We start from the raw sequence: 20,318 nt of genomic DNA on the forward strand, positions 1-20,318 counted from the left end.
TTTAAGGTTTTAAATTCTTTTGTTTTTCATCATACAGCAGCACCTGATACCCTGCCTTTACAACCACTTTTATGAGTTTTACCTTTTTGCTCATCAGACTTTTAGCAGCCTCGATACCCATACCTGCGGCCTGTGCACCCCATGAATCCGAAATCCCGGTAAGACCGAGTGTCTGAATGGATCTGTCAGCTGATGCCTTAGCCACATCCCTGTTAATCGCTCCGGGAATATAGATGCCGTCAATCCCGTCCATATCATAGACAGCCAGCTCGACGGGAAATATCGAATTATTGTACTGGATGTTTGTGATTTTTACCTCCAGCCTCTCTCCTTTTAAAGCCGCCATACCATACAGAAAAGCATTTCTGGGTATAATTGTTCCTTGGAGAAAAATATCATTCGTGAGTCTTAATTTAACCACCGAGCCATTGACAATAGTCTGCGTCTGGTGCACAACTGCTTCAATAGAATTTTGTATTTCTTCAGCAGGCTCTGCTTCGTCCAGAGAATAAAATTCATTTGTTTTCAAAGAGGTCTGCCAATCGGCATTCCGCTGAAGTGAGCTTATGTTATTCTCTGCTTCTTTTTTCTGCACTGAATATATTTTGCCTTTTTTGCTCTCAGATGTTTGTCTAAGCCTTTCCTGCACGCGCTGCGGATGCTGTATATCCAAAATATTTTCCAGCATACCGCCTAACTGCTGAAGTTCCGGATCAGGTTCCTGGGTCGTGCTCATCGTCGACATTAGCCCTTCAAGTTTTTTAATCTCTTCCGATTCTCCACGAGAAGTGCCGTAATTTTCAAATTCCCTCATGTCCTGACCGTAAGCAGGGACAGCTGGCTGGCTGATTATGTTTTCAAGAGCCCTCAGCTTCTCATAAACTTTCTGTTCATTGCGGTCCTGAAAAGACTGAGAATTAAAAGCTGATCTGTTTTTTGGAAGCATGCGGGATTCAAAATCACTTGTGGAAAAAGAATCTGCTTTATCTTCCGAGACTTTATTATCAATATAGTTAGGATCTTTTTTTATCTGCTCTCGCAGTTTTATCGAATCAACTGCTGCCTGATCGTAATAGCTCATCTTATCCAGTGCTGAATCTTCTTTAAATTTAGGCAGTGGCAGATGAAAATTGAATCCTTTCCTTTCGTCGTTCCCTGCCATCTTGGATTCCATTCTTCCGCCGCCTAATGAATAAAATAAGAATGTGAGAAATGGAAATGTTATAAGAGGCAGCATTAAAAGCATCTTTCTCTTTTTAGATTCCTTTGGAGATAATGTTTTCTCTTGCATAATTTTAGTTTTTTAAATTGATTGTCTTAATTTTTGAAGCTGTTGAAACCTCAGCTTGTTTATAAAATGTCCTATACAGGTTATAAATTAAATAACCCGATGTCAAAACCGTAAAGAACAGAAGTCCCCAGATCAGTTTTGTTTTAGAGAGCCCATCTGTGACGCTCTTCATTTTTTCTGCCCATCTTTTCTGCAATAGCAGATAATACTTGTGATACACAAAAGGCTCAGTCTGTCTTGTAAAAAAGGATTTCATAAATCTCTATTTTCTGGTTTCTGCGGAAAGATCTTTGTTTTCAATCGTATTAAACCGCTCGATAAGAAAACCATGCGGATTATTATCGCTTCTTGATACATTGCGAAGCGCACCTTCCGTAAGCAGGCTTCTTTTTAAAATACTGGTAGTACGGATAATGTTCTGTCCGGCATAACATCTAAAACGGTAGGGATATTCACGGATATCAATACTCACACTGTCAATCTGGATGGTCTGGCTGATATTTCCTGATATAATACCCGAATAAAAATTGTTTTCCTTCAGGTCATCATAAATCCGTTTTGCACTGTCGTCTGCCAGATACAGCGCTTTTGTGATATTGGTTTTAATGACCTTATCATCAGGATCAAGGGTAAAGAAAAACTTGTGAAAGGTTTTCACATGGTCCCTTGCTTCAACAGCAATATTATCTTTTCTTTCCGAAGCGTAAGCTTCCAGCGCTTTGCCGTTTGCCAGAATATATACTTTATCCTGCATAAGGCTCACTGTCTGGAAACTTTTATAGACAGCATAGCAGCTAATTATGATGCAGCCTGCAATTACAAGCATCGTGAAACCTCTCACATATCTAAATGCCGTATCAACGTTTTTCATTTTGGTAAACATATGCTCCTGTTATTAAGTCTGTTTAGAATTTCCTTTAAGCCTGTCATTCATATAGTTTCCTTTATCAGTAAAATAAGGACTGCTTCCTGCTGTCGCAGCCATGCTGCTGGTCATTCTCCGATCCGCATCTCCCATCGCATCAGCAGCCATTCCAACCGCGTTTGAAGAGGTTCTCATAACAGAACTAGCTGAATTGCCAAACATGCTTGTCACTTTATGACCCAGGGCTCCTCCTCCGCCTGCGTGAACAATATAATTGGCAACAGAAGGCACGGTAAAATATCCTATGATACCTATTATCATGAAAATTAAATATGACATATCGGTCCTGCTGAAAAAAGTGTCACCTGTTGCCTGCACCTGCGAGAGGTCCAGCTTGAGCATGAGTTCCTGAATCTTTCCGATTATGCTTCCGAATATATTGGCAACAGGAAGCCAGAGGTAAATATTGATATATCGGGCAAGCCAGACAGTGAGCGTGTGCTGGAAGCCGTCAAATACTGCGATTCCAAATACCAGCGGACCTAAAATGGAAAGCACCACGAGCTGAAAGGTCCGAAGGGTGTCAATGCATAAGGCGGCCGCTTCAAACAAAACCCTCAGCACCTCGCTTAGCCATTCCTTGACCGAATTTCGAAAACTGTAAGAAGCTTTTTCCATCGCAAATTTGACATCATTGCCTATGCCTGCGAGCATGCTCTCATCCGATGGATCAGCACCGTCATGCGTATACTTATACCATCTGTCACGATCACCCGTACCTGCAGTCCCGACATACATCTTCCATGGATCGGTTTCTTTAATTGCTTTTTCTTTCTCTTTAAGCAGAACAGCAACTGCATTGTTAGAGCCTGTTACCATAGCTGCAGTAGCTGTAACAGTTGGTTTCATAACTCCGTTAATAAGTGCCAGAACCGACGGAAAGATCATAATGCAGAATCCTATAACAAAGGGACGAAAGAGCGGATAAAAATCAATGGGCTCGGCACTTGCAATATGCCTCCATACGCGTGAGGCAATGTACCATATAGTTCCAAAGCCTGCTATTCCCTGCCCTACTGCTATAAGATTAGAACACAAAGGCATCATTTCATCATAAAGCTGTTCTAAAACCCCATGAAGACTACTCATATCATCACCAAGTCCCTGAGCCATGATCCTGAATGGAAACAATAATACCATAAGCACCGCTGATACTACTTTTTTATTTAATAACATCTTCATTCTTTAGTCTTTAAATGTCTGTAATCCTCTTGACGCGTAAACATCATTTTTCTCCCTTGCCCGCTGTAGAGCCAGCACGTTCGACGTGGTATTAAAGTTTCTGAGAAAAAGCAGTTTATCCTGCATCTGCTCATAGATATCGTCAACTGCCTTTAGTCTTTCGTCGTCCGACATCCTGAGCTTATCTGCTGTTATGATCATCGTAAGTTCATCGAGATTTCGCAGGCTCTGATTAAGCAGGTTTCCGTAAACTTTCTCAAAGTAATTTATTTCCTGTCCGCTGAAATTTCCGCTTTTTATAAATCGGTTCATTCCGTTGCGGCTTTCCTTGACTATTGAAATCTGATATTCTACTATCTCTGCTACCCTTTTGTAATTCTTTACCGCTGGACTTACCTGCATAAGCGCATCTAGAAAAGTTTTATGCAGGCTGAAGTTTCCTTCAGTCATATCTTTCACCGTTTTGTATCCACCTGAAAGCAGCTCATATCCCTTTTTCATGTCACTTAGAATTTTCTTGAACTGGGATAGCTTTTCGATATTCAAAATTAGCTGCTGAATTTCTGCTGACTGCCCCATTGATTTAACTGGAATCATTAACAAAGTGATCAATATTGTCAAAATCAAAATCTTTTTCATAGTAGCTTAATTTATAATCCATATAATTCATCAACATTCTTAGAATCCTTTTTATCGGCAGATTTTGAAACCGACAGCAGTCTGGCATCCCTGCTGAACGAAAGACAGAAATTATAATCCTCCAGCATAGTTTTGTGCAGAAGATCAATGCGCTCAAGCCTCTGGTCATCTTTTAGCTCTAGTTCTGCATCTGTGGTAATAACAAGCAGCCGGTCAAGAGTCTGGCTGCAGTTCTGAAGAAGTTTCTCAAAAGACCTCTCTATATAGTCCAGTTCATTACCATAAAACAAATCAGCAGTTTTAAGATCTGCCAAAGTCTTTCTACAGAGTTTCATTATTTTAAACTGCATGGAAATGATCTCAGCAGTTTTATAATAATTCCGAACCTTTGGATTGATTTTTAAAAGTGAGGTAAAATAATCACCGTGCAGGTTTAGCTCTCCTTTTCTGGCATCACCTATGAAATTAAGCCCCTTTGATACTGCCGAATATCCTTTCTTTGCATAGTCAATATAAACCTGAAGTGCCGCTATTTGAAGGATTAGTTCCTTCCTCTGCTTTGTCTGCCCGCTCACACTTTGATTAAAAACACAGAGCGCTACTAGTAGTACAGCTATCTTTTTCATGTTTGTTTTATTGAATTATGGAATTCCGTAAAATTGTTTCACTTGGTTTACATCTGCTTCTGTTTTGGCCCTCTGAAGACTCAGCAGTATGTTCTGCTGGTTAAACATTGTAAGGTCGTCGTAGTTCCCATCAATCTGATCAGCAGCCTTGTTGATGATTTCAAGACGTTTGAGATCGCCCATCTGGGTGGCAAAAGAATCCAGAATCAAAAAAATCTGGTCGATATTCTTCACACTTTCCTCGAGTATTCCTGTATATACGCGCTCCATATACTGGATTTCGCTGTCTTTAAAATGGGTATCCTGCTTAAAAAGATTCCAGGCTCTTTCATATTCCTGAACAAGCTGTGTCTGCTTTTTGATAATCTCTTTTATCCTCTGATAGTAGGTAATAATTGACTTTACTTTTGCGAGTTCTTCATAGTAGCCTTTGTAAAGATCTTTCTGTTTCTGAGTCCAGTCCGAGATCTCATCGAGCTTCAATTTGGAAAGTACATTTTCCACCTGCTTCTGTGCATTCTGAAGCCAGATCGTTTTATTCTGTAGCCGCTGGATTCTCAGGTCAATTGCTTTAATCACCTTTTTCGTAACAGCTTTTACAATTTCCAGTATCGGCAATACCGCAACTTTTTCCGCAGGTCTTGCCGAGGTGCCCACTAGCAGCAGGCAGACCATCACGACTATTAATTTCTTTTTCATTATTCCTTTTTATTTAATTCCATTTCTCATATCCTGAGCCATTGCGGCTATTCCTTTCTTTATGTCCCCGCCAAACTTCTTCGCATAGGCATTCATTTTCACTTTCTCGCTTTCCTCTGTTGTATAAGCTAAGTATTCCTCCAGCGAAACTTCGGTTCTATAGACCTTTGAAAGCATCCCTCCCAGAGAGATAAACACTTCTTTGTATTTCCTGGCTGGATCATTGGCTTTATTTACAGAAAGTACAAGTGCCTTTTCTTTGTCTGTAAGTCCCAACAGCTCCTGAATCTGGTCAAACTTATTCTGATATTTGCTCTGGTCCAGAAGAATCTTGCAGTCGCTATTATTGATAATAGCCTGTTTTACAACAGGTGAAGAAATAATATCCTCAACCTCCTGAGTTACCACTATTGCTTCCCCGAAGAATTTACGCACAGTCTTAAATAAATATTTTATATAATCGGCCATCCCTTCTTTTGCTATGGCTTTCCATGCTTCCTCAATAAGTATCATTTTTCGGATACCCTTAAGTTTTCTCATCTTGTTTATAAAAACTTCCATTATTATGATGGTCACTACTGGAAAAAGAATCGGATGGTCTTTGATATTATCCAGCTCGAAGACAATAAACCTTTCTTTTAGAAGATCCAGATTTTCTGTCGCGTTCAACAGATAATCAAACTCGCCTCCCTTGTAATAAGGCCTAAGCACATAGAGAAAATTATTCACGTCAAAGTCCTTCTCCTTTACTTTATCGCCTTCCAAAATTGAGATAAAATCCTCTTTCAGAAAATCATAGAAGCTATTGAAACAGGGAAATATATTTGTGTTAACATCCAATTTCTCGTAATACAGCTGCAGCGCATTTGAGAGTGCTACATACTCGCTCCGGTTAAAGGTTTCGTCGTCTTTTTTCCAGAGTGCGAGCAGAAGCGTTTTAATGCTCTCTTTTTTCTCCGTATCCAGACTGTCTCCTTCTGAAATATAAAATGGGTTAAAACGGATAGGATTCTTTTCATCGTAAGTAAAATAATAACCGTTTACCATATCGCAGAGCCCTTTATAGCTGTGCCCGACATCCACCAGCACAATATGCGTTCCCTGCTCGTAATAGCTTCTCACCATATGATTGGTAAAAAAGGACTTGCCGCTGCCCGAAGGTCCCAATATAAACTTATTGCGATTGGTGCAGATTCCCATCTTAACAGGCTCATCGCTGATATCAACATGAACTGGTTTTCCTGTCAGCCTGTCTCCCAGCCTGATACCGCAGGGACTCAGCGAAGATTTATATCCCGTTTCCATATTCAGAAAGCATACCGCCTGTTCGGTAAAGGTGTCGAAGGTGTCATTCATGGGAAAGTCCGCTGCATTTCCCGCCATTCCAGCCCAATAGATCTGAGGAGCTCCTACTGTTTCATGCTTCGCTGCTGCATCCATCTGGGCAAGAGCTGATGACACTTTGTTTTTAATCTCTTTCAAGTCTTCCATATCCGTGCTCCAGGCCAGTACATTAAAATGGGCTTTAACCGGAAGCCTCTGCTGTGATAATGCCTCGTTCAGAAAATCATTCGTCGCATCCCTGGCAATCATATTCTCCCGGCTGTAGGCAGAGAGTGACTGCAGTCTGAGTCGCTTGCTTTCCAGCTTCTGAATGGTTTTCTGTGAATCCTCAATGAAGATATACTGATTGTAAATATGATTACAGGATAAAAGCTGCCCGAGGGTTGAAGCAAAACCAACGCTGAATTTGGTTTTATCGGTTGAATAGCGGTCAAAATTGATTCTCGATCCGCATAATCCAGGCAGATCAGCTGCATCACCAAGTGTAAACAATTGGCAGTGTTTATCCCCTACTGCTAATCCTTCATCAAACCTTATATCCTTAAAAACGAATGAATCTTCCCGCTCTGATAAAAAACAGTACTTTTCCACCAGCCCGATTCTTCTGCTCTCGCTTCTAAGCGATTCATTTTGCAGACGCTCCAGCTTTATAAATCCGCTGTCTTCCATAATTCTCTTAAACTGGCCGCAGGTATCTGCAAAATCCTGCAGAAGCTGCGGTTTTAAGGTTTCCTCTGGAACTATGGAACTTCTAAGCAGATTAGAAAACAATGAGGTTGCATTTCTTCTTCCCGCCGGTTTCTTGGTCAGCATGATATAGCAGGAATGATCCAGAAATGGTCTTTCGTTAAAGAAACGCTCGCTGCTTCTGGTCAGAAAACTGCTGTCTTCACTTGAAAAATCAGCTCTATAAGCATTTTCTAAGAACCAGTCCTGTTTATGAAAAACACAAAACTTCGGCAGCACCTTTAACGCCTTTATCCATAACTGGTGGAAAGCTTCATACTCCTGGTCTGACAGCGTAAAAATTTCAGGCAGTTCTGCCTTAAAAACTATAGTTACATCGCCCTGTTTTGATAAAATACAATCATGCTCCACTGCCATAACCGGCAGCTGCTCTTCCATCCTCTTCTCCATCCTTTCTACATTATATCATTAACGTTCTGTAGCTATAACTTCATAAAAACTGATCTGCTGTAAACTTTAATCCACTTAGGGATCTGTTTTTTAGCCAGAGCCTTCATCATGCCGTATTCACCGTAAGTATTACTCATTCTGTATATTTTAAAAACAAGAAAAACTCCCGCCGTTCCAATAAAACCAATGCATAGCAAGGAAGGAACCCCAATTATATACAGGGCAGCAAACAGAATCATAAGACCTACAACACCTCCACCTAAATACCAGATGTACTGCGCTTTAAGTCCCTTAAATTCTATACTCTGATTGATTCCTTTATTGATCGAATAAACGCTGTTACTCATCTTCTCTATCGTTTAAACCCCGAAAAAGGATTTAATGACCGTAGCTACCACCACCAGAAACACACAGCTTCCAAACCAGGCTGCTGCGACTTTTCCAGTATCAGGATCTCCTGCATTCCATTTCTGGTATACCTTTACTGCCCCTATCAGCCCGAGGATAGCTCCTACTGCATACATTAATTCAGTGCCGGCATCAAAGTAACTTCTCACTTTCTGGTTGGCTTCATTAATGCCCGCCACACCATCCTGGCTGTAAATAACATTACTAACCAGAATCATCAGGAGCGACGATCCCATAACTCTAAATCGTCTAAAAAGACTTTTTAATTTCCATCTGCATTTTTTCATCACAAATCATTTTTAAAGTTATTCTTTAATAAAAAGAAGAGGAATACCGCCGTTGCTGCTCTATTTTTCCTGTCACATAAAGCCATACCGCACCAGAGAGAACGGGGAATATTCCTCCTCTGAATTTTTTAAAATACCGGTCCTTCCCAAAGACTGTCTGCCTCACTGAGCGTTAAAAGCAGATTGGGATGCTTTTGAGATTCAAATACCATTTGTTGGTTAATGTTTTCTTTGAGGGAGGAAATTTTGACATAAGGATATTCATCCAGAAGCATTCGCAGGTAATTTTGAAACTGCTGTTTTGTTAGTCGTTTTTCAGCACTTTCTTTAACTGCTTCTTTAATACGCAGCGATAGATTTTCCGCATCTTCCAGGGTATCAAAAGATTTCGGAAATGAATCGGATATCGATTTTATATCCTGTAAATTTTTAGAAGTTTTTTTTAAAAATGGTATTTGCAGTTTCTTTTCACCTGATAAGATTTTTTTTAAATCACTACTGTGAAATTTCAGTAAGATTATTAGATACCAGAAAATTATGGCAATACCAGCCGCGGTCAGATAACTGCCCCATGAAATATTTGTAAACATAGCTCCTCATTTTATCGTTCAACATTTTATCCTCCTCTATGAAAATCACCATCCGTTAAATGTTGATGGGATTTATTCTACAGGTCAAAGGAACGATAAGAATAAATTTTCTACAAGTACAACTTTTCTGTACCCTTCTTGTACCCTTTCAAAATGCCCGAATTTGAAGGGTTGTCAGATTATACACGACAATCAAATCTAATACGTTTTTATCTTACGGATTATTTTCTCAAGACTTTCAATCGCAATTTCCTTATCACGCTCTTCCGCATTATATGATTTGCTTCTCACTGACTGGTACGAAAGATTTCTCTTTACTGGAGTAGAGAGATAAGGCACAATACTTTTAAATATGTAGTTCATAGACTTGGCCTTAATAATTCTCGCCTCATCTGTCGCCCTTAAAATAAGTCCAATCTGATCTCCTGAAAGTATACATTCAAGTTTTGAATCTGCCTGCTCTACAAATTCACTTCCGACAGAAGCATCAATCTGTTCCTGCATTAGAATTGCGGCCTTTTTTTCAGCAAATCTGATTTCGCTGGAGAACCAGTATTCCAAAAATGAGATAAGATTCTGTTGAGATGGATTAAAGGTTAATTTTAAATCTGCGTTTATTTTAGACAGTTTCTTGCAGAAGTACAGCAGCTTTTCAAGTCTTTCAGATAAATTCTCAAAACCTTCTAAATACCTGCCTATTCTATTAACCAGTCTCTCGGTATATTCTCTGGAATTAAAATTCATTCTTATAAGCACAAGATCCAGATTTGAAAAACCTTCAGATTCCGTAACTTGATCGTTTAATTTTTCAAGTTCCATGATTATCTCCCTATAATACAAAATCTGGCGATAGGTATACTTGCTCTTTATGCTGTTTTGAAGTGGCGCCGCAAGAAGATCGACAACAAACTCCAATTCGAGATCATTCTCCCCGGTATTTTCTTTTTTTTTAATCAGATTCTTTAAAACCTCGAGTGCTTCTTTTTTCCAAATTGAAAAATAGCTGTAGGACACCCTTTGATCCAAACTCATAAAGGACGAATATCTGATTTCTACAAATGACAGCAAATCATCCAGCGAACTAACGATCAGGTCAAATATTCTAAAAAATTCAGGAGAATTGAATTTTTCGATCTTTCTTATTTCTACTACCCTGTCTATTAAAAAAACCAATGAAGAATGATATTTTCTTATAAGAAGTCTAATCTGCCTTTTACTTTTCAGTTCGAAAAAAGAATCTTTAATATGAATTTTAATTTTTTTTGATTCAGATACTATTGTTTTTCTCAAACTCTCCAATTCATATTCCGATACTTTTAAAGAAGAATTATCAGCATCAAATGAATTTATAATCAACGAATCAAACCATTCCAAAGGATACATTTTAATCATCGTCTTATCGTTTTAATTAAACAATCTCTGGCAGAATAAGGAGCTGTGTTGGCAGTTTATTTTTTATTAGAACGAAATTCGGTTGGCAGCATACCGGTATGTCTTTTAAAAAATACGCCAAAGTTTTCAGCGCTGCTAAATTCTAATTCATCGGCAATATTAGCCACGGAATAGCTTGAGTCCGTAAGAAGATTTTTTGAAACATTGACAAGAGCTTCAATTATAAATGCTTTAGCTGTTTTACCTGTGCTTTCTTTTACCATCTTATTCAAATGTCCTGGAGTGATAAATAATGCTCCTGCATAAAACTGAACATGATGCTGTTTTCTCAAATGTATTGATAGTAGAGTCAGGAACTGTATTACAATGCTCTCCCTTCTTGAAAAGTCAAGATTTAAGTCGGGTTTATATTTCGAATGTATATACTTGAGTTCATATATAAATAAATTAAAGCATATCCGGCGCAGCTTAGTAATTACTTCCGGTTTGTCATTGCTGTTCTGCAATAAATACATTAATTTATAAATAAGTGACAAAACCTTAAAATCCGTTTCCTGAAGACTAATCTTTCGATCTGATTTTAACATTAGAAAACTAAAAGCATCCGAAAGCTCTTTCTCATAACAATTATTAAATGCAAAATCAAAATTTGTCCTTATAAGATATAGCTGGATATTATCCGTAGCTTCAAGCTTGGTGCATATGGAATTAAATGGGATTACCAATAAATCTTTCCGATTAACTATATTAGTTTCGTCATGAAATCTGATATTCATTTTACCACTTTTGATTAAAAGCACGGAAAAATTTGAAATGGAAAATGGGACCGGTACAATATTTTTTGCCCTATAGTCTGTAATGTATACTACATCAATACCATCATTTTCAATGCTTTTAATCTCAGTATTTAAGATTTCTCTAATCATTTTTGTTCTTTTAGTTTAGATCTCCTTTTAAATTTCATCCTTGAAAAAATATTCCATCCATGTAAAAAACTGGAAATATAAATTAGACAAACAGCAGACGTATAAAATATACGCTGTTAATCTCGGACTCTCAATTATATTGTCCTCGTAAAGTACGAACTGAACCAGCTGATCAGCAGCAAAAAGCTTCATTATAAAATAAAGGCTGCAAAGATTAAAAAGGAACAATAAAATATAAAACAAAGCTCTCTTTTTCATAAATCAGATAGATTAGAAAATTATTAATCAACTATATTAAAGCAGGAAGTGATTCAACTTCAATCACGTCGTTACATCACTAATGTCCGGTACTCCTACTGGTGGTGGATGTCTCCCAATCTCTGTCCTTTCTGTCCTTTTCACTAAATAAAACTGCTTCCGAAATTGAAGAAATAGATAAAATGGATTCCTTTTCGTCTGTTAGAAGTGTTGAATCCTGTCTTTTTGAAATCTCGTATTGAATTATAAAATCATCCACGATGTGATACTGCTGGCTGCGAAGATTTCCGAGACTGACTATATACCCTTTCATATCAAGTTTCAATGATGATCCCAATGTACTTTCATCAACAATTATAAATAATGTTGAGACAGGATCCTCCGTAGAAGAAATTGTATCTAAAGCAGAAGTGCCTTTCTCAAAAGTCTTTAGTTCATTTCGCCCAGGTTGGGCTTTTAATACTGAAATGATCTTTTCTTTTAATTGGGCAGGAACTAGAAGTACGTAATCTCCCGCTTGAACTTCCTTAAAGTTTTCCTCTAAAGCAGACCCATTTTTAAAATCTGCAGTTTTCTCTTTGCTGATTGCTTGGCTGGAAACCAATCTTAAATCAGAATTGTCAAAATCGTCATTTGAACATGAAACTAATAAAATAATTAAACCAGTTAATAATAAATTTTTCATAATGCAAAATGGTTTGGTTAATTGAGAACTTGTCTCAGTCCATTTTACCCGGGCCAGCAGAACTTTTGCTCAGTACTTTACTGAATCTTTTGCTGTTGAATTCAAGGCAAATCTAAATTGCAAAAAATCATAAATCAAGTGCATGTATGTGGATTTTCGGAAAATCCACTATCGATTTCCATGAAATCAATAATGTATTTTTCTTACATTAAATATTGAAATTCAAATAATTACATTATTTTTGAAAGTTGCTCTCCAATGGCCTCTACATTTTTTTTTATTAATCTGATTTATGCTTTCATCAGAGCATAAACTCAAAATTTCTGTGTATTATGAAATGTAATTTATCGGTACTGCTGCTTCTATTTCTAATTAAATCTTTAACTGCCCAGAATACTCCCAGCACAATTCCTGATTCCCTTATTTTTAAAAGTTATGGATATCTGGATGATAAAATTTATCAATACAAAAATGACAGTCTGAAAGCATCTCCATATTTATATGCCTATTTAAGAAAAGCGCGCAGTGAAAAGAATCATGAAGAGTTAGTTAATGCATATCAAAATATGCTGCATCAGTCACCTATGATTCTCCGTTTAAAATACGCAGACAGCATGGTGCAGACAGCTGTAAAGTCAAGAAATAATGAACTGATCGGATCTGCTCAGCTATCCAAAGGAATAGTCTATTACAGCCAGAAAAACTATGTAAAAGCCTATGATTATTATATTAAAGCAAATGAAAGCATTTCAAAAACCGAAAATGATTACCTGATCTACAAAACCAAATATCATATTGCTCAGATTAAATATTATCTCGGCTTCTATGATGAGGCTATTTCACTCTTTAATGAATGCGTTACATATTTTAAAAAAAATCAGCCCCGCCCCTATTTAAATTCACTGCACTCACTTAGTGTTTGTTACAACAAGATTGGAGATTACAGTAAATGCTCTGAAACTAATGCTTTAGGAATTAAAGAATGTGAGCGCCTTAAGATTCCCGAGATGGAATTATTTTTTAAGCACTCCGAAGGAATCAACCAGTTCTTTCTAAATAATTATCACACTTCTATTCAACTGCTTCAGGAAGTTATGCCGCAGTTAAACAGCATGACAGAGTTTGCAAATGAATCAATTGCCAATTTTTACATTGGAAAAAACTATTGGAAACTACAGCGTCAGGCAAAAGCAGTTCCTTACTTTAAAAAGGTGGAAAAAGTATTTATTGAGAAAGGTTACATTCGTCCGGATTTAAGAGAAGTTTTTGAATTAATGATTAAATATTACAAGAAAGAAAATAACCTGAAATCTCAGTTGTATTATATAGACCAGCTTTTAAAAGCAGATTCTGTATTAACAGATACCAATAAGTACCTAATGGGCAAAATTCACAAGGAATATGACACGAAGGAAATTCTCCTTGAAAAAGAAAAAATACAGCAGCAGCTTGTAAAAGAGAAATATTATGATGTTATTTTGATCAGCGTGGTTGTCGTTCTATTCTCCGCTGTCATTTACGGGACCTATAACCATTTTGAAACTAAAAAGCGCAATAAGATCAAATTTGATCTGCTTCTGAAAAAAAATGAACAGAGCAGCTTACAAAAACAGGCAACCGATAAATTCGAAATAACCGATATTTCCCAGGAGACTGTACAGCAGATAATAAGACACCTTGAAAAATTTGAAAGGGACAAAAAATTCCTGCACAAAGAGATAACACTAGCCACTTTAACTGTAAGGTTTAATACTAACAGTAAATACCTCTCAAAAGTGATATACCATCGCAGCGGCAAGCGTTTTGCTGACTATATCAATGACCTAAAAATTGATTATCTGGTAGAACTGCTGCGAAACTCAAGCATGCATAGAAATTACTCCATAGGCTCACTGGCGGAGGAAGCCGGTTTTACTTCCACTCCCCGGTTTACTAATGCATTCCACTCAAAAACAGGAATTTCGTTCAGTTATTTCCTTAAGGAATTGAAAAAAGAGAATTCATGAAAATATTTTTATAATAATACCGTTTTCATTTAAGGCAAAATTTTACTTTTGCCCGATTAAATTTAAAAAAATTGTATCATGAAAGATCTAGTTGCAAAAATCAACGCAGAAATCGAAACATTTAAAACAGAATCAGATTCTCTAGTTGAGAAAGGTGTAAAAGCTGCTGGAGCAAGAGCTCGTAAATCAACTTTGGAAATTGAAAAACTTTTAAAAGAGTTTAGAAAAGTTTCTATTGAGGAGTCTAAGAAATAATTTTTGGCAGTCTTACTTACTTTTAAAAGAAGAGAATGGGGTTTTTAAACCCCATTTTTTATGCCTGTTTTTAGTTCTTTTTATGCTGATTCTAATGGCTGGTCCTTGCTGATATTTTTAAACTGAATGACAGCAGTGCTTTTTTGAAGCAGAATCTCAAGGCTTTTTATCTGGCAGCCTCTCCCGCTTTGCGCTGTAATCTTTTGTGCCGGACCCCGGCAGAAACGGATTTCCGCTGCAATCGGGGCTGGAGAGAAGTATTCTGCTTATCAGTAAAATCTTTACGAAAAACCCATAGTTGAGGAATCTCAGCAGTTCAGTTCAACACGGGTTTCATTGTTCGTGCTACGCACGCAACGAACCCTTAGCTGTTAGGTGCCGGTTATTTGCGATCTTATATATTTAACAATACTATTTGATACTTTTTGACTTTCATAAATATACTCATTTTCTCCATCGATTTCTCCAAATATTAAAGGAGTGGGGTTTTCAGGATTTTCGGAATATGTAATCGTAATACTCTCTCCAATTGCTCCACCAGAATGAATATGTTCTTTAGGGATTCTATAAAACTCTCCACAATTGATTATGGTACTACTAATTTTAATTAGTTTATTTCCAATATTTGTCTTTGTTAATATTCTTTTATCAGAATTAATGTAGCTACCCTTATATTGATAGTAATTAATGTCTTCATCTTCCTTTAAAGCATATAATGTGTTTATAATTTGTCCCTTAACAACATAGCTGTTAACATCATAAAAGTGATTATGTTTATCCATAGATGAAGTTTGGATATTCGAAAATTTATTCCAAATATGTAATCTAATATTTTCTTTATTTTCAAACTCATGTAATCTACAATATATAAATCCTAACGGATGATACCTCAAATTTTGTTCTAAAAAATCGGTATTTAAAAGATTATTTAAAATATGATTGATATTGTTTTTTATTTTAGCAATATTTTTTTCTTTATAAGAATCTCGTAAATTTTCATATAAATCTTTCATTTATAGGGATTATTGTTTTTATTGATAATTCCTGCGATTTCTATGAAATTTTTTTCCTCTAATTTTGAGTTGAAATGAAAATGTAAACAAATTTCCTCAATTTCACTTGGTTTGATTTCTTTAATATCAAGGTCTTGCATAACACAACGCATATCTAACTCTTCACATTGTTTTGCTACTTGTAATATTTCTTCCTTATATGTTTTGTATAAAAATGTGTCATTTGGAATCAATAATGCAAATTCCTTTTTATCTTCCTTTGTTACGACACAATTATTTTTGCTCAGATCAATACGTAATGTAGAAAAAGTTTTTTTTAGAAAGATATCAACTTCTAACATCTGATTTAAACTTTTATGTATTACTGCATTACAAATAGTGGCAATGATTTCATTCCTAACATAATTAAGATTCCATTCATTTTTTGAAGAATTCAAACTATTCCTAAAGTTCGCATAACTTTTACATAGTTTATCATCCATCGGATCTATTAAAAGAATCTTAATTGTTTTATGCTCATTTTGAACTTTTGAATTTTTTGAAATTTTTGGGATAGTTTCAGCTCGAGTATATCTACCCGCTCCACCGGAAAAATACCAAAAATCTGTATTTAATTGATTTTTTGAAAAAATTTCATTCAAACGATTTGGGGCAATAATTTCATGTTTTTTCTCGGAACTAGGTACTTCAATATAAAATAAAAATAGTCCTATAAAGACTGATACAAATAATGAAGTTGTTAGATTATCGAGAATATTTTCAATATATTTTATATATTCAGGGGTTTCACTAGGGGAAATCGCGTGGTATTGAGGCATTACAAATATTCTAATTACCATAATCAATAAAAACAACAACGCAACTATTAGAAGAAAATGTTTACGATTTGTTTTGTGCTGTAAAAGTGCTTGCATATATATAATTTTATTCCTGATTTTGGTTTTAACTGGCACCTAACGTCAGTCTGTGAAAAAACCTTCGTTTGTATTACCTCAAATATAATAAAAAAGTTGTGCTAAAACAGCCATTTTTGACCAGCGTGGTCGACCAGCTTGGTATCTTGGCGGTAGCCAAAATCCCAATCCCTGTAAAAGTTAATTTTATGGTTACCGGTACCTATAAAACTATTATTTACAATTTTTAAGTTTAATCCTTTAAAAATTGTCTTGTTTAATATATTTGCAGTTAAGCCCTCAAATATGTTCCCAATCGTTGGTGTATGGGTTATATCTTTTTCTTCTTGGTCAATTTTTGATAAAGCATTTTTTTTGAATTCTTCTAAAAAATCTGAAATTGTTGAAATCATATTTTATAAGACTATTTTCTTCGGTTTTTTTTAGGTTGCCGCTAACGTCAGTCTGTGAAAAAACTAAAATTACCCTCTTGAGAATCCCGTATTTGAGTTTTTTCTTTGGTAGCCCTCCGAATACTTCCTAAATTTTCAGAGGTTTTTTCACAGCCTGACGTTCTCGCTCTACAAGCAGTTTGGGACTAAATTAAGCCCATTATTCGGATTTGCCAAATCTTCCAAATACAAAACCAATTTCAAATTAAGCCTAATACCCAAATTGCTTGTAGCGTGTGTTATGTGGCGTACTTTATCAACCTAAACTTTTCCAAAGCACAAATGCATACATAATAGATATTAGATTCGTTTTTTCATATCTTTAATTTTTAATACAAGATAAAATGAACAATTCAAGAGGCTTATTATATCCTGCACTGCATAAATTTTATAGTGCCTTAAGCAGTTTAGAAAAATTTAAAAAAGGAACAAACTTCTTCGACAATATAAGTTTTTTGGATAATTTTTTTTCAGAGTATAGGAATGTCACTTTTGTGCTTCAAAAGTCTTTGGCTAAAACACAATTCATGCCTACTTACGAAGAGTTACGCGATCAATATCTAGTTAATAATTTCGGTAAATGGTTTGTCGAAAAACGTAACGAGGTAATTAAACAACAACCTTTTGATCTAGAAAAGCGGATTGTTATTAGTATCTATTCTGGTCAGATTCCGTTGTCATTACCTGAATTAATTTTTACCATTGATAATGATGTAGAAATTTCAACTATAGTTGAGTCGTTGCGGACAACATTTATGAACTCCGGTCAATTGGAAGTGATGTTTTCGGCAGAGTTTTTATTTTTTGAGTATGGTCATAGTGAAGATTTATATGATAATTTGATTTTGGGAATAAATCAAATGAAACTCTTCTTAGCTGAGATGAAAAAGGCAATCAATGAAGATTGTAAATTATCCGATGAACTCGAAAGGAAAATAGATAAGATGAATTTCTATCAGGTGCCTAAAGATATGCTCTTCGTTGATGACTACGTATTTTACTGTAAAAAAGAATATTTTGAAAAAGCTTCTCGAGTTGCTCTGCAGTCTGGTTCAGGTCAGATTAGAGTTCCAATTGAGAATCTAAATGAAATGTATCCTAACGGCGACTTATTTAGTAAATTTGAACTTATGCATGTGGTGATTTTCCAAATGGGAAAATCGCTATTACCGACTTACCTGATATTATATAGTGATGATACGTTTGAATTAGTTACTTTCGGATTCTCGATCAAAACTACTGTATACAGAAAATTTAATGAAATTGCGAGACGAATTGAAGCAGATAAAATAGTTAATGTCCTTTTCGTTACAGAAATGTATATTTACGATTTAGATGAAGTAAGTAAACTGGACAGTCGTGAAAGGATAGAACATGCTAAAAACGAGATATTAGCATTTTATATGATTGATAAACATTTAGCAATTAAATCACATTCATATGACACAAAGCAAATTAATGATTTTAAATATATTAGTTCGATAATGTTTTCAAAATCGAGCGAGCGAGTATTACCAAGATATATGAATCCGGTTATGCAAGAGTTTATACGTTTGAAAACAAATTTAAAATAAGTTTAAGGTAAGTTATAATGTTCTCAATTGTTGAATTTACCGGGATTGTCTAGTATGCCACATAACGTTCTGGCGCTACACGAGGTTTGGGATTAAAGATGCGTAATCTTTCGGTTAAACACAAATTTTCCAAATACAAACCAATTTTTAAATTCAGCCAAATACCCAAATCTCGTGTAACGGCTGTTGGTGGCAGTTTTTATTTGTTCATTGGTATAACATAACATTTTTTATCTTTATTTTTTAAGTGCAAAAAATAATTTTCTTTTTCATCAAACCAAACATTTTTACCTGTAATTATTTTAAACTTTTCATTCAGTTTTTCGATTAACCAATTTTTTTTATGATTATCAAAAACATATAGAACAAATCCTAAACTATCATTTATTATAGACTTATCAGTTTCTATATAATCTGCATAATTTGTAAATGGTGAAATTACATCAGCTGTAAAAGTCAAAAATTTTAGCGAATTATCATATATTTTTTTTACCTCAATGATATTTAATTTATCCGTATGATTAAAAATTGCATTGTTTTTATGTGTAAATGTGTATCTAAAAGAACTTTGGTCTTCACCAAGAAACTCAATTAAATTTTTTAAATCATTTGTATATTTCTCGTAATCTGAACTTAATTCAGCTTTGAAATTTTGATTTGTTGCAATTTTATCATAATGCTTTTCAAAAACAGAAAATAAACCACTTAATTTATGGTTTTTAAAATCTTTCTCAATACCTATTTTACTGTATTTGTTTAAATATTTTATATTTTCTTTTAGTGCTAATTCTATTGAGTGCCTAATAAGATAAAGTAGAGGATGTGCAATAAGATCAACTCTAGATTTTTCTTCAATGATTTGATTTACTAACATGTCTATTGCATTTTCGTATTGACCGACTAAACACCAATCAGAGTCAGAATATCCAATGTATGCAACAAGTTGTTCTTTTTGTTGCTTAGTTAAATCGTCTGGAATTTCTTTTTTGAACGACATATTTTAAAAATCACTTGAAAACATTGCGTTTGTAAGTTTTATGTCATAAACATTTATATATCCTCCATTATATAAAGAATCCATTTTAAACAATTCTAAAACCACATTCTTTCCAGCCCAAATCGCTCCATTTAATATTATGCTCTCTTTGTTAGTAGGTTCTACCCATTTTTTACCATAAGTTTTTTCTAATGCATATAAAATTCTTTTAAAATCACTTGTTTCAAAATCTCCAAAATTCACACAGATATTAAAAAGTTTATTTTTGAAAAAGATTAAACTTATACTTTCAACTTTTTCATTGTAAATATTATTAATATCAGTACCAACATAGTCATAAACTACAACATTTGGATTTTGAAATGCTTGGTTTTCTTGTTTGACAATATTTTTAATTAAAGATGGACTACTGCCAAATTTGAAATGCCTAAAACCATTTTTTAAATCTAAATCATTTAATGTTTGAGAAATAGAAGTTTGAGAAATAAAAATAAGTAAAAATAAAATTTTGTTCATAATTTTTCGTTTTTCGTTAAAATTGCCACCAACTTATTTATATACGCTACAAAGTAGCGCCAATCTACCCAAAATTGAGTGTATATACGAATGTTTGTTTCGTATTATATATTTTCAAAAATAACCAAAAAAGATTACAAATGATAAAGCAGGATCTATATATGCTTATCCTTTTAAATTTAGAAAAATGTATTGATTTTTATTCTGTTCACGAGTGTGACAC

At 35.1% G+C, this 20,318-nt stretch carries 21 protein-coding genes; 3 read left to right on the forward strand and 18 right to left on the reverse strand.

The features are described 5' to 3' along the window. Nucleotide 1 precedes the first annotated feature (1 nt). From traM to FJOH_RS22575, 13 genes are all read right to left on the reverse strand, one after another. Nucleotides 2–1,291, reverse strand: coding sequence for a conjugative transposon protein TraM (gene traM, locus FJOH_RS22510; RefSeq protein WP_012026324.1), 1,290 nt, complete (start codon nt 1,289–1,291; stop codon nt 2–4). 262 nt (nt 1,292–1,553) lie between these two features. Continuing rightward, nucleotides 1,554–2,162, reverse strand: coding sequence for a conjugative transposon protein TraK (gene traK / locus FJOH_RS22520; protein ID WP_235023051.1), 609 nt, complete (start codon nt 2,160–2,162; stop codon nt 1,554–1,556). Nucleotides 2,163–2,186: 24 nt separating this feature from the next. Beyond that, entirely contained in the window at nt 2,187–3,398 is a 1,212-nt protein-coding gene (traJ, locus tag FJOH_RS22525) for a conjugative transposon protein TraJ (RefSeq protein ID WP_012026326.1), read from the reverse strand. Nucleotides 3,399–3,401: 3 nt separating this feature from the next. After that, nucleotides 3,402–4,037 (reverse strand): hypothetical protein, encoded by a 636-nt coding sequence (locus tag FJOH_RS22530; protein WP_012026327.1) that lies wholly within the window; start codon nt 4,035–4,037, stop codon nt 3,402–3,404. 11 nt (nt 4,038–4,048) lie between these two features. Further along, nucleotides 4,049–4,663 (reverse strand): hypothetical protein, encoded by a 615-nt coding sequence (locus FJOH_RS22535; protein ID WP_012026328.1) that lies wholly within the window; start codon nt 4,661–4,663, stop codon nt 4,049–4,051. Between the two features lie 15 nt (nt 4,664–4,678). Then, nucleotides 4,679–5,362: a hypothetical protein gene (locus FJOH_RS22540; RefSeq protein ID WP_012026329.1), complete on the reverse strand. Its 684-nt coding sequence runs from the start codon at nt 5,360–5,362 to the stop codon at nt 4,679–4,681. A 9-nt stretch (nt 5,363–5,371) separates the two neighbouring features. Beyond that, the gene (locus FJOH_RS22545; RefSeq protein WP_044048026.1) at nt 5,372–7,843 is read right to left on the reverse strand and encodes a TraG family conjugative transposon ATPase; all 2,472 of its coding nucleotides are present in this window, start codon (nt 7,841–7,843) and stop codon (nt 5,372–5,374) included. Nucleotides 7,844–7,875: 32 nt separating this feature from the next. Beyond that, nucleotides 7,876–8,190, reverse strand: a complete 315-nt coding sequence (locus FJOH_RS22550) for a DUF4133 domain-containing protein (protein ID WP_012026331.1) — start codon at nt 8,188–8,190, stop codon at nt 7,876–7,878. 12 nt (nt 8,191–8,202) lie between these two features. Continuing rightward, complete coding sequence (locus FJOH_RS22555) at nt 8,203–8,538, reverse strand: DUF4134 domain-containing protein (RefSeq protein WP_044048028.1); 336 nt, start codon at nt 8,536–8,538, stop codon at nt 8,203–8,205. 128 nt (nt 8,539–8,666) lie between these two features. Then, nucleotides 8,667–9,128, reverse strand: coding sequence for a hypothetical protein (locus FJOH_RS22560; protein WP_012026333.1), 462 nt, complete (start codon nt 9,126–9,128; stop codon nt 8,667–8,669). Between the two features lie 198 nt (nt 9,129–9,326). Further along, entirely contained in the window at nt 9,327–10,520 is a 1,194-nt protein-coding gene (locus FJOH_RS22565; protein ID WP_012026334.1) for a protein kinase family protein, read from the reverse strand. 56 nt (nt 10,521–10,576) lie between these two features. Continuing rightward, a complete protein-coding gene (locus FJOH_RS22570; RefSeq protein WP_012026335.1) occupies nt 10,577–11,446 on the reverse strand; it encodes a helix-turn-helix domain-containing protein in 870 nt (289 codons plus the stop codon). A 337-nt stretch (nt 11,447–11,783) separates the two neighbouring features. Next, a complete protein-coding gene (locus FJOH_RS22575) occupies nt 11,784–12,389 on the reverse strand; it encodes a hypothetical protein (protein WP_012026336.1) in 606 nt (201 codons plus the stop codon). Between the two features lie 332 nt (nt 12,390–12,721). Between FJOH_RS22575 and FJOH_RS22580 the strand changes: the two genes are divergently transcribed. Together FJOH_RS22580 and FJOH_RS22585 are read left to right on the forward strand one after the other, a co-directional pair. Further along, nucleotides 12,722–14,395: a helix-turn-helix domain-containing protein gene (locus FJOH_RS22580; protein WP_012026337.1), complete on the forward strand. Its 1,674-nt coding sequence runs from the start codon at nt 12,722–12,724 to the stop codon at nt 14,393–14,395. A gap of 78 nt (nt 14,396–14,473) precedes the next feature. Further along, entirely contained in the window at nt 14,474–14,650 is a 177-nt protein-coding gene (locus tag FJOH_RS22585; protein WP_012026338.1) for a histone H1, read from the forward strand. Nucleotides 14,651–15,021: 371 nt separating this feature from the next. Here the strand turns inward: FJOH_RS22585 and FJOH_RS22590 are convergent, their stop codons facing one another. From FJOH_RS22590 to FJOH_RS22600, 3 genes are all read right to left on the reverse strand, one after another. Continuing rightward, on the reverse strand, nt 15,022–15,663 hold the full coding sequence (locus tag FJOH_RS22590; protein ID WP_012026339.1) for a hypothetical protein: 642 nt from the start codon (nt 15,661–15,663) through the stop codon (nt 15,022–15,024). Beyond that, a complete protein-coding gene (locus FJOH_RS22595; RefSeq protein ID WP_012026340.1) occupies nt 15,660–16,577 on the reverse strand; it encodes a hypothetical protein in 918 nt (305 codons plus the stop codon). The genes FJOH_RS22590 and FJOH_RS22595 overlap by 4 nt, the downstream gene beginning before the upstream one ends. Before the next feature lie 101 nt (nt 16,578–16,678). Further along, nucleotides 16,679–16,969: a hypothetical protein gene (locus FJOH_RS22600; RefSeq protein WP_012026341.1), complete on the reverse strand. Its 291-nt coding sequence runs from the start codon at nt 16,967–16,969 to the stop codon at nt 16,679–16,681. A 383-nt stretch (nt 16,970–17,352) separates the two neighbouring features. Between FJOH_RS22600 and FJOH_RS22605 the strand changes: the two genes are divergently transcribed. Next, entirely contained in the window at nt 17,353–18,582 is a 1,230-nt protein-coding gene (locus FJOH_RS22605) for a hypothetical protein (RefSeq protein WP_012026342.1), read from the forward strand. A 199-nt stretch (nt 18,583–18,781) separates the two neighbouring features. Here FJOH_RS22605 and FJOH_RS22610 read toward each other — a convergent pair whose 3' ends face one another. Next, entirely contained in the window at nt 18,782–19,579 is a 798-nt protein-coding gene (locus FJOH_RS22610; protein ID WP_012026343.1) for a hypothetical protein, read from the reverse strand. A gap of 3 nt (nt 19,580–19,582) precedes the next feature. After that, a complete protein-coding gene (locus FJOH_RS22615) occupies nt 19,583–20,095 on the reverse strand; it encodes a hypothetical protein (protein ID WP_012026344.1) in 513 nt (170 codons plus the stop codon). Nucleotides 20,096–20,318: the final 223 nt, after the last annotated feature.

It is taken from the genome of Flavobacterium johnsoniae UW101 (assembly GCF_000016645.1).
In the GTDB taxonomy this organism is placed as follows: domain Bacteria; phylum Bacteroidota; class Bacteroidia; order Flavobacteriales; family Flavobacteriaceae; genus Flavobacterium; species Flavobacterium johnsoniae.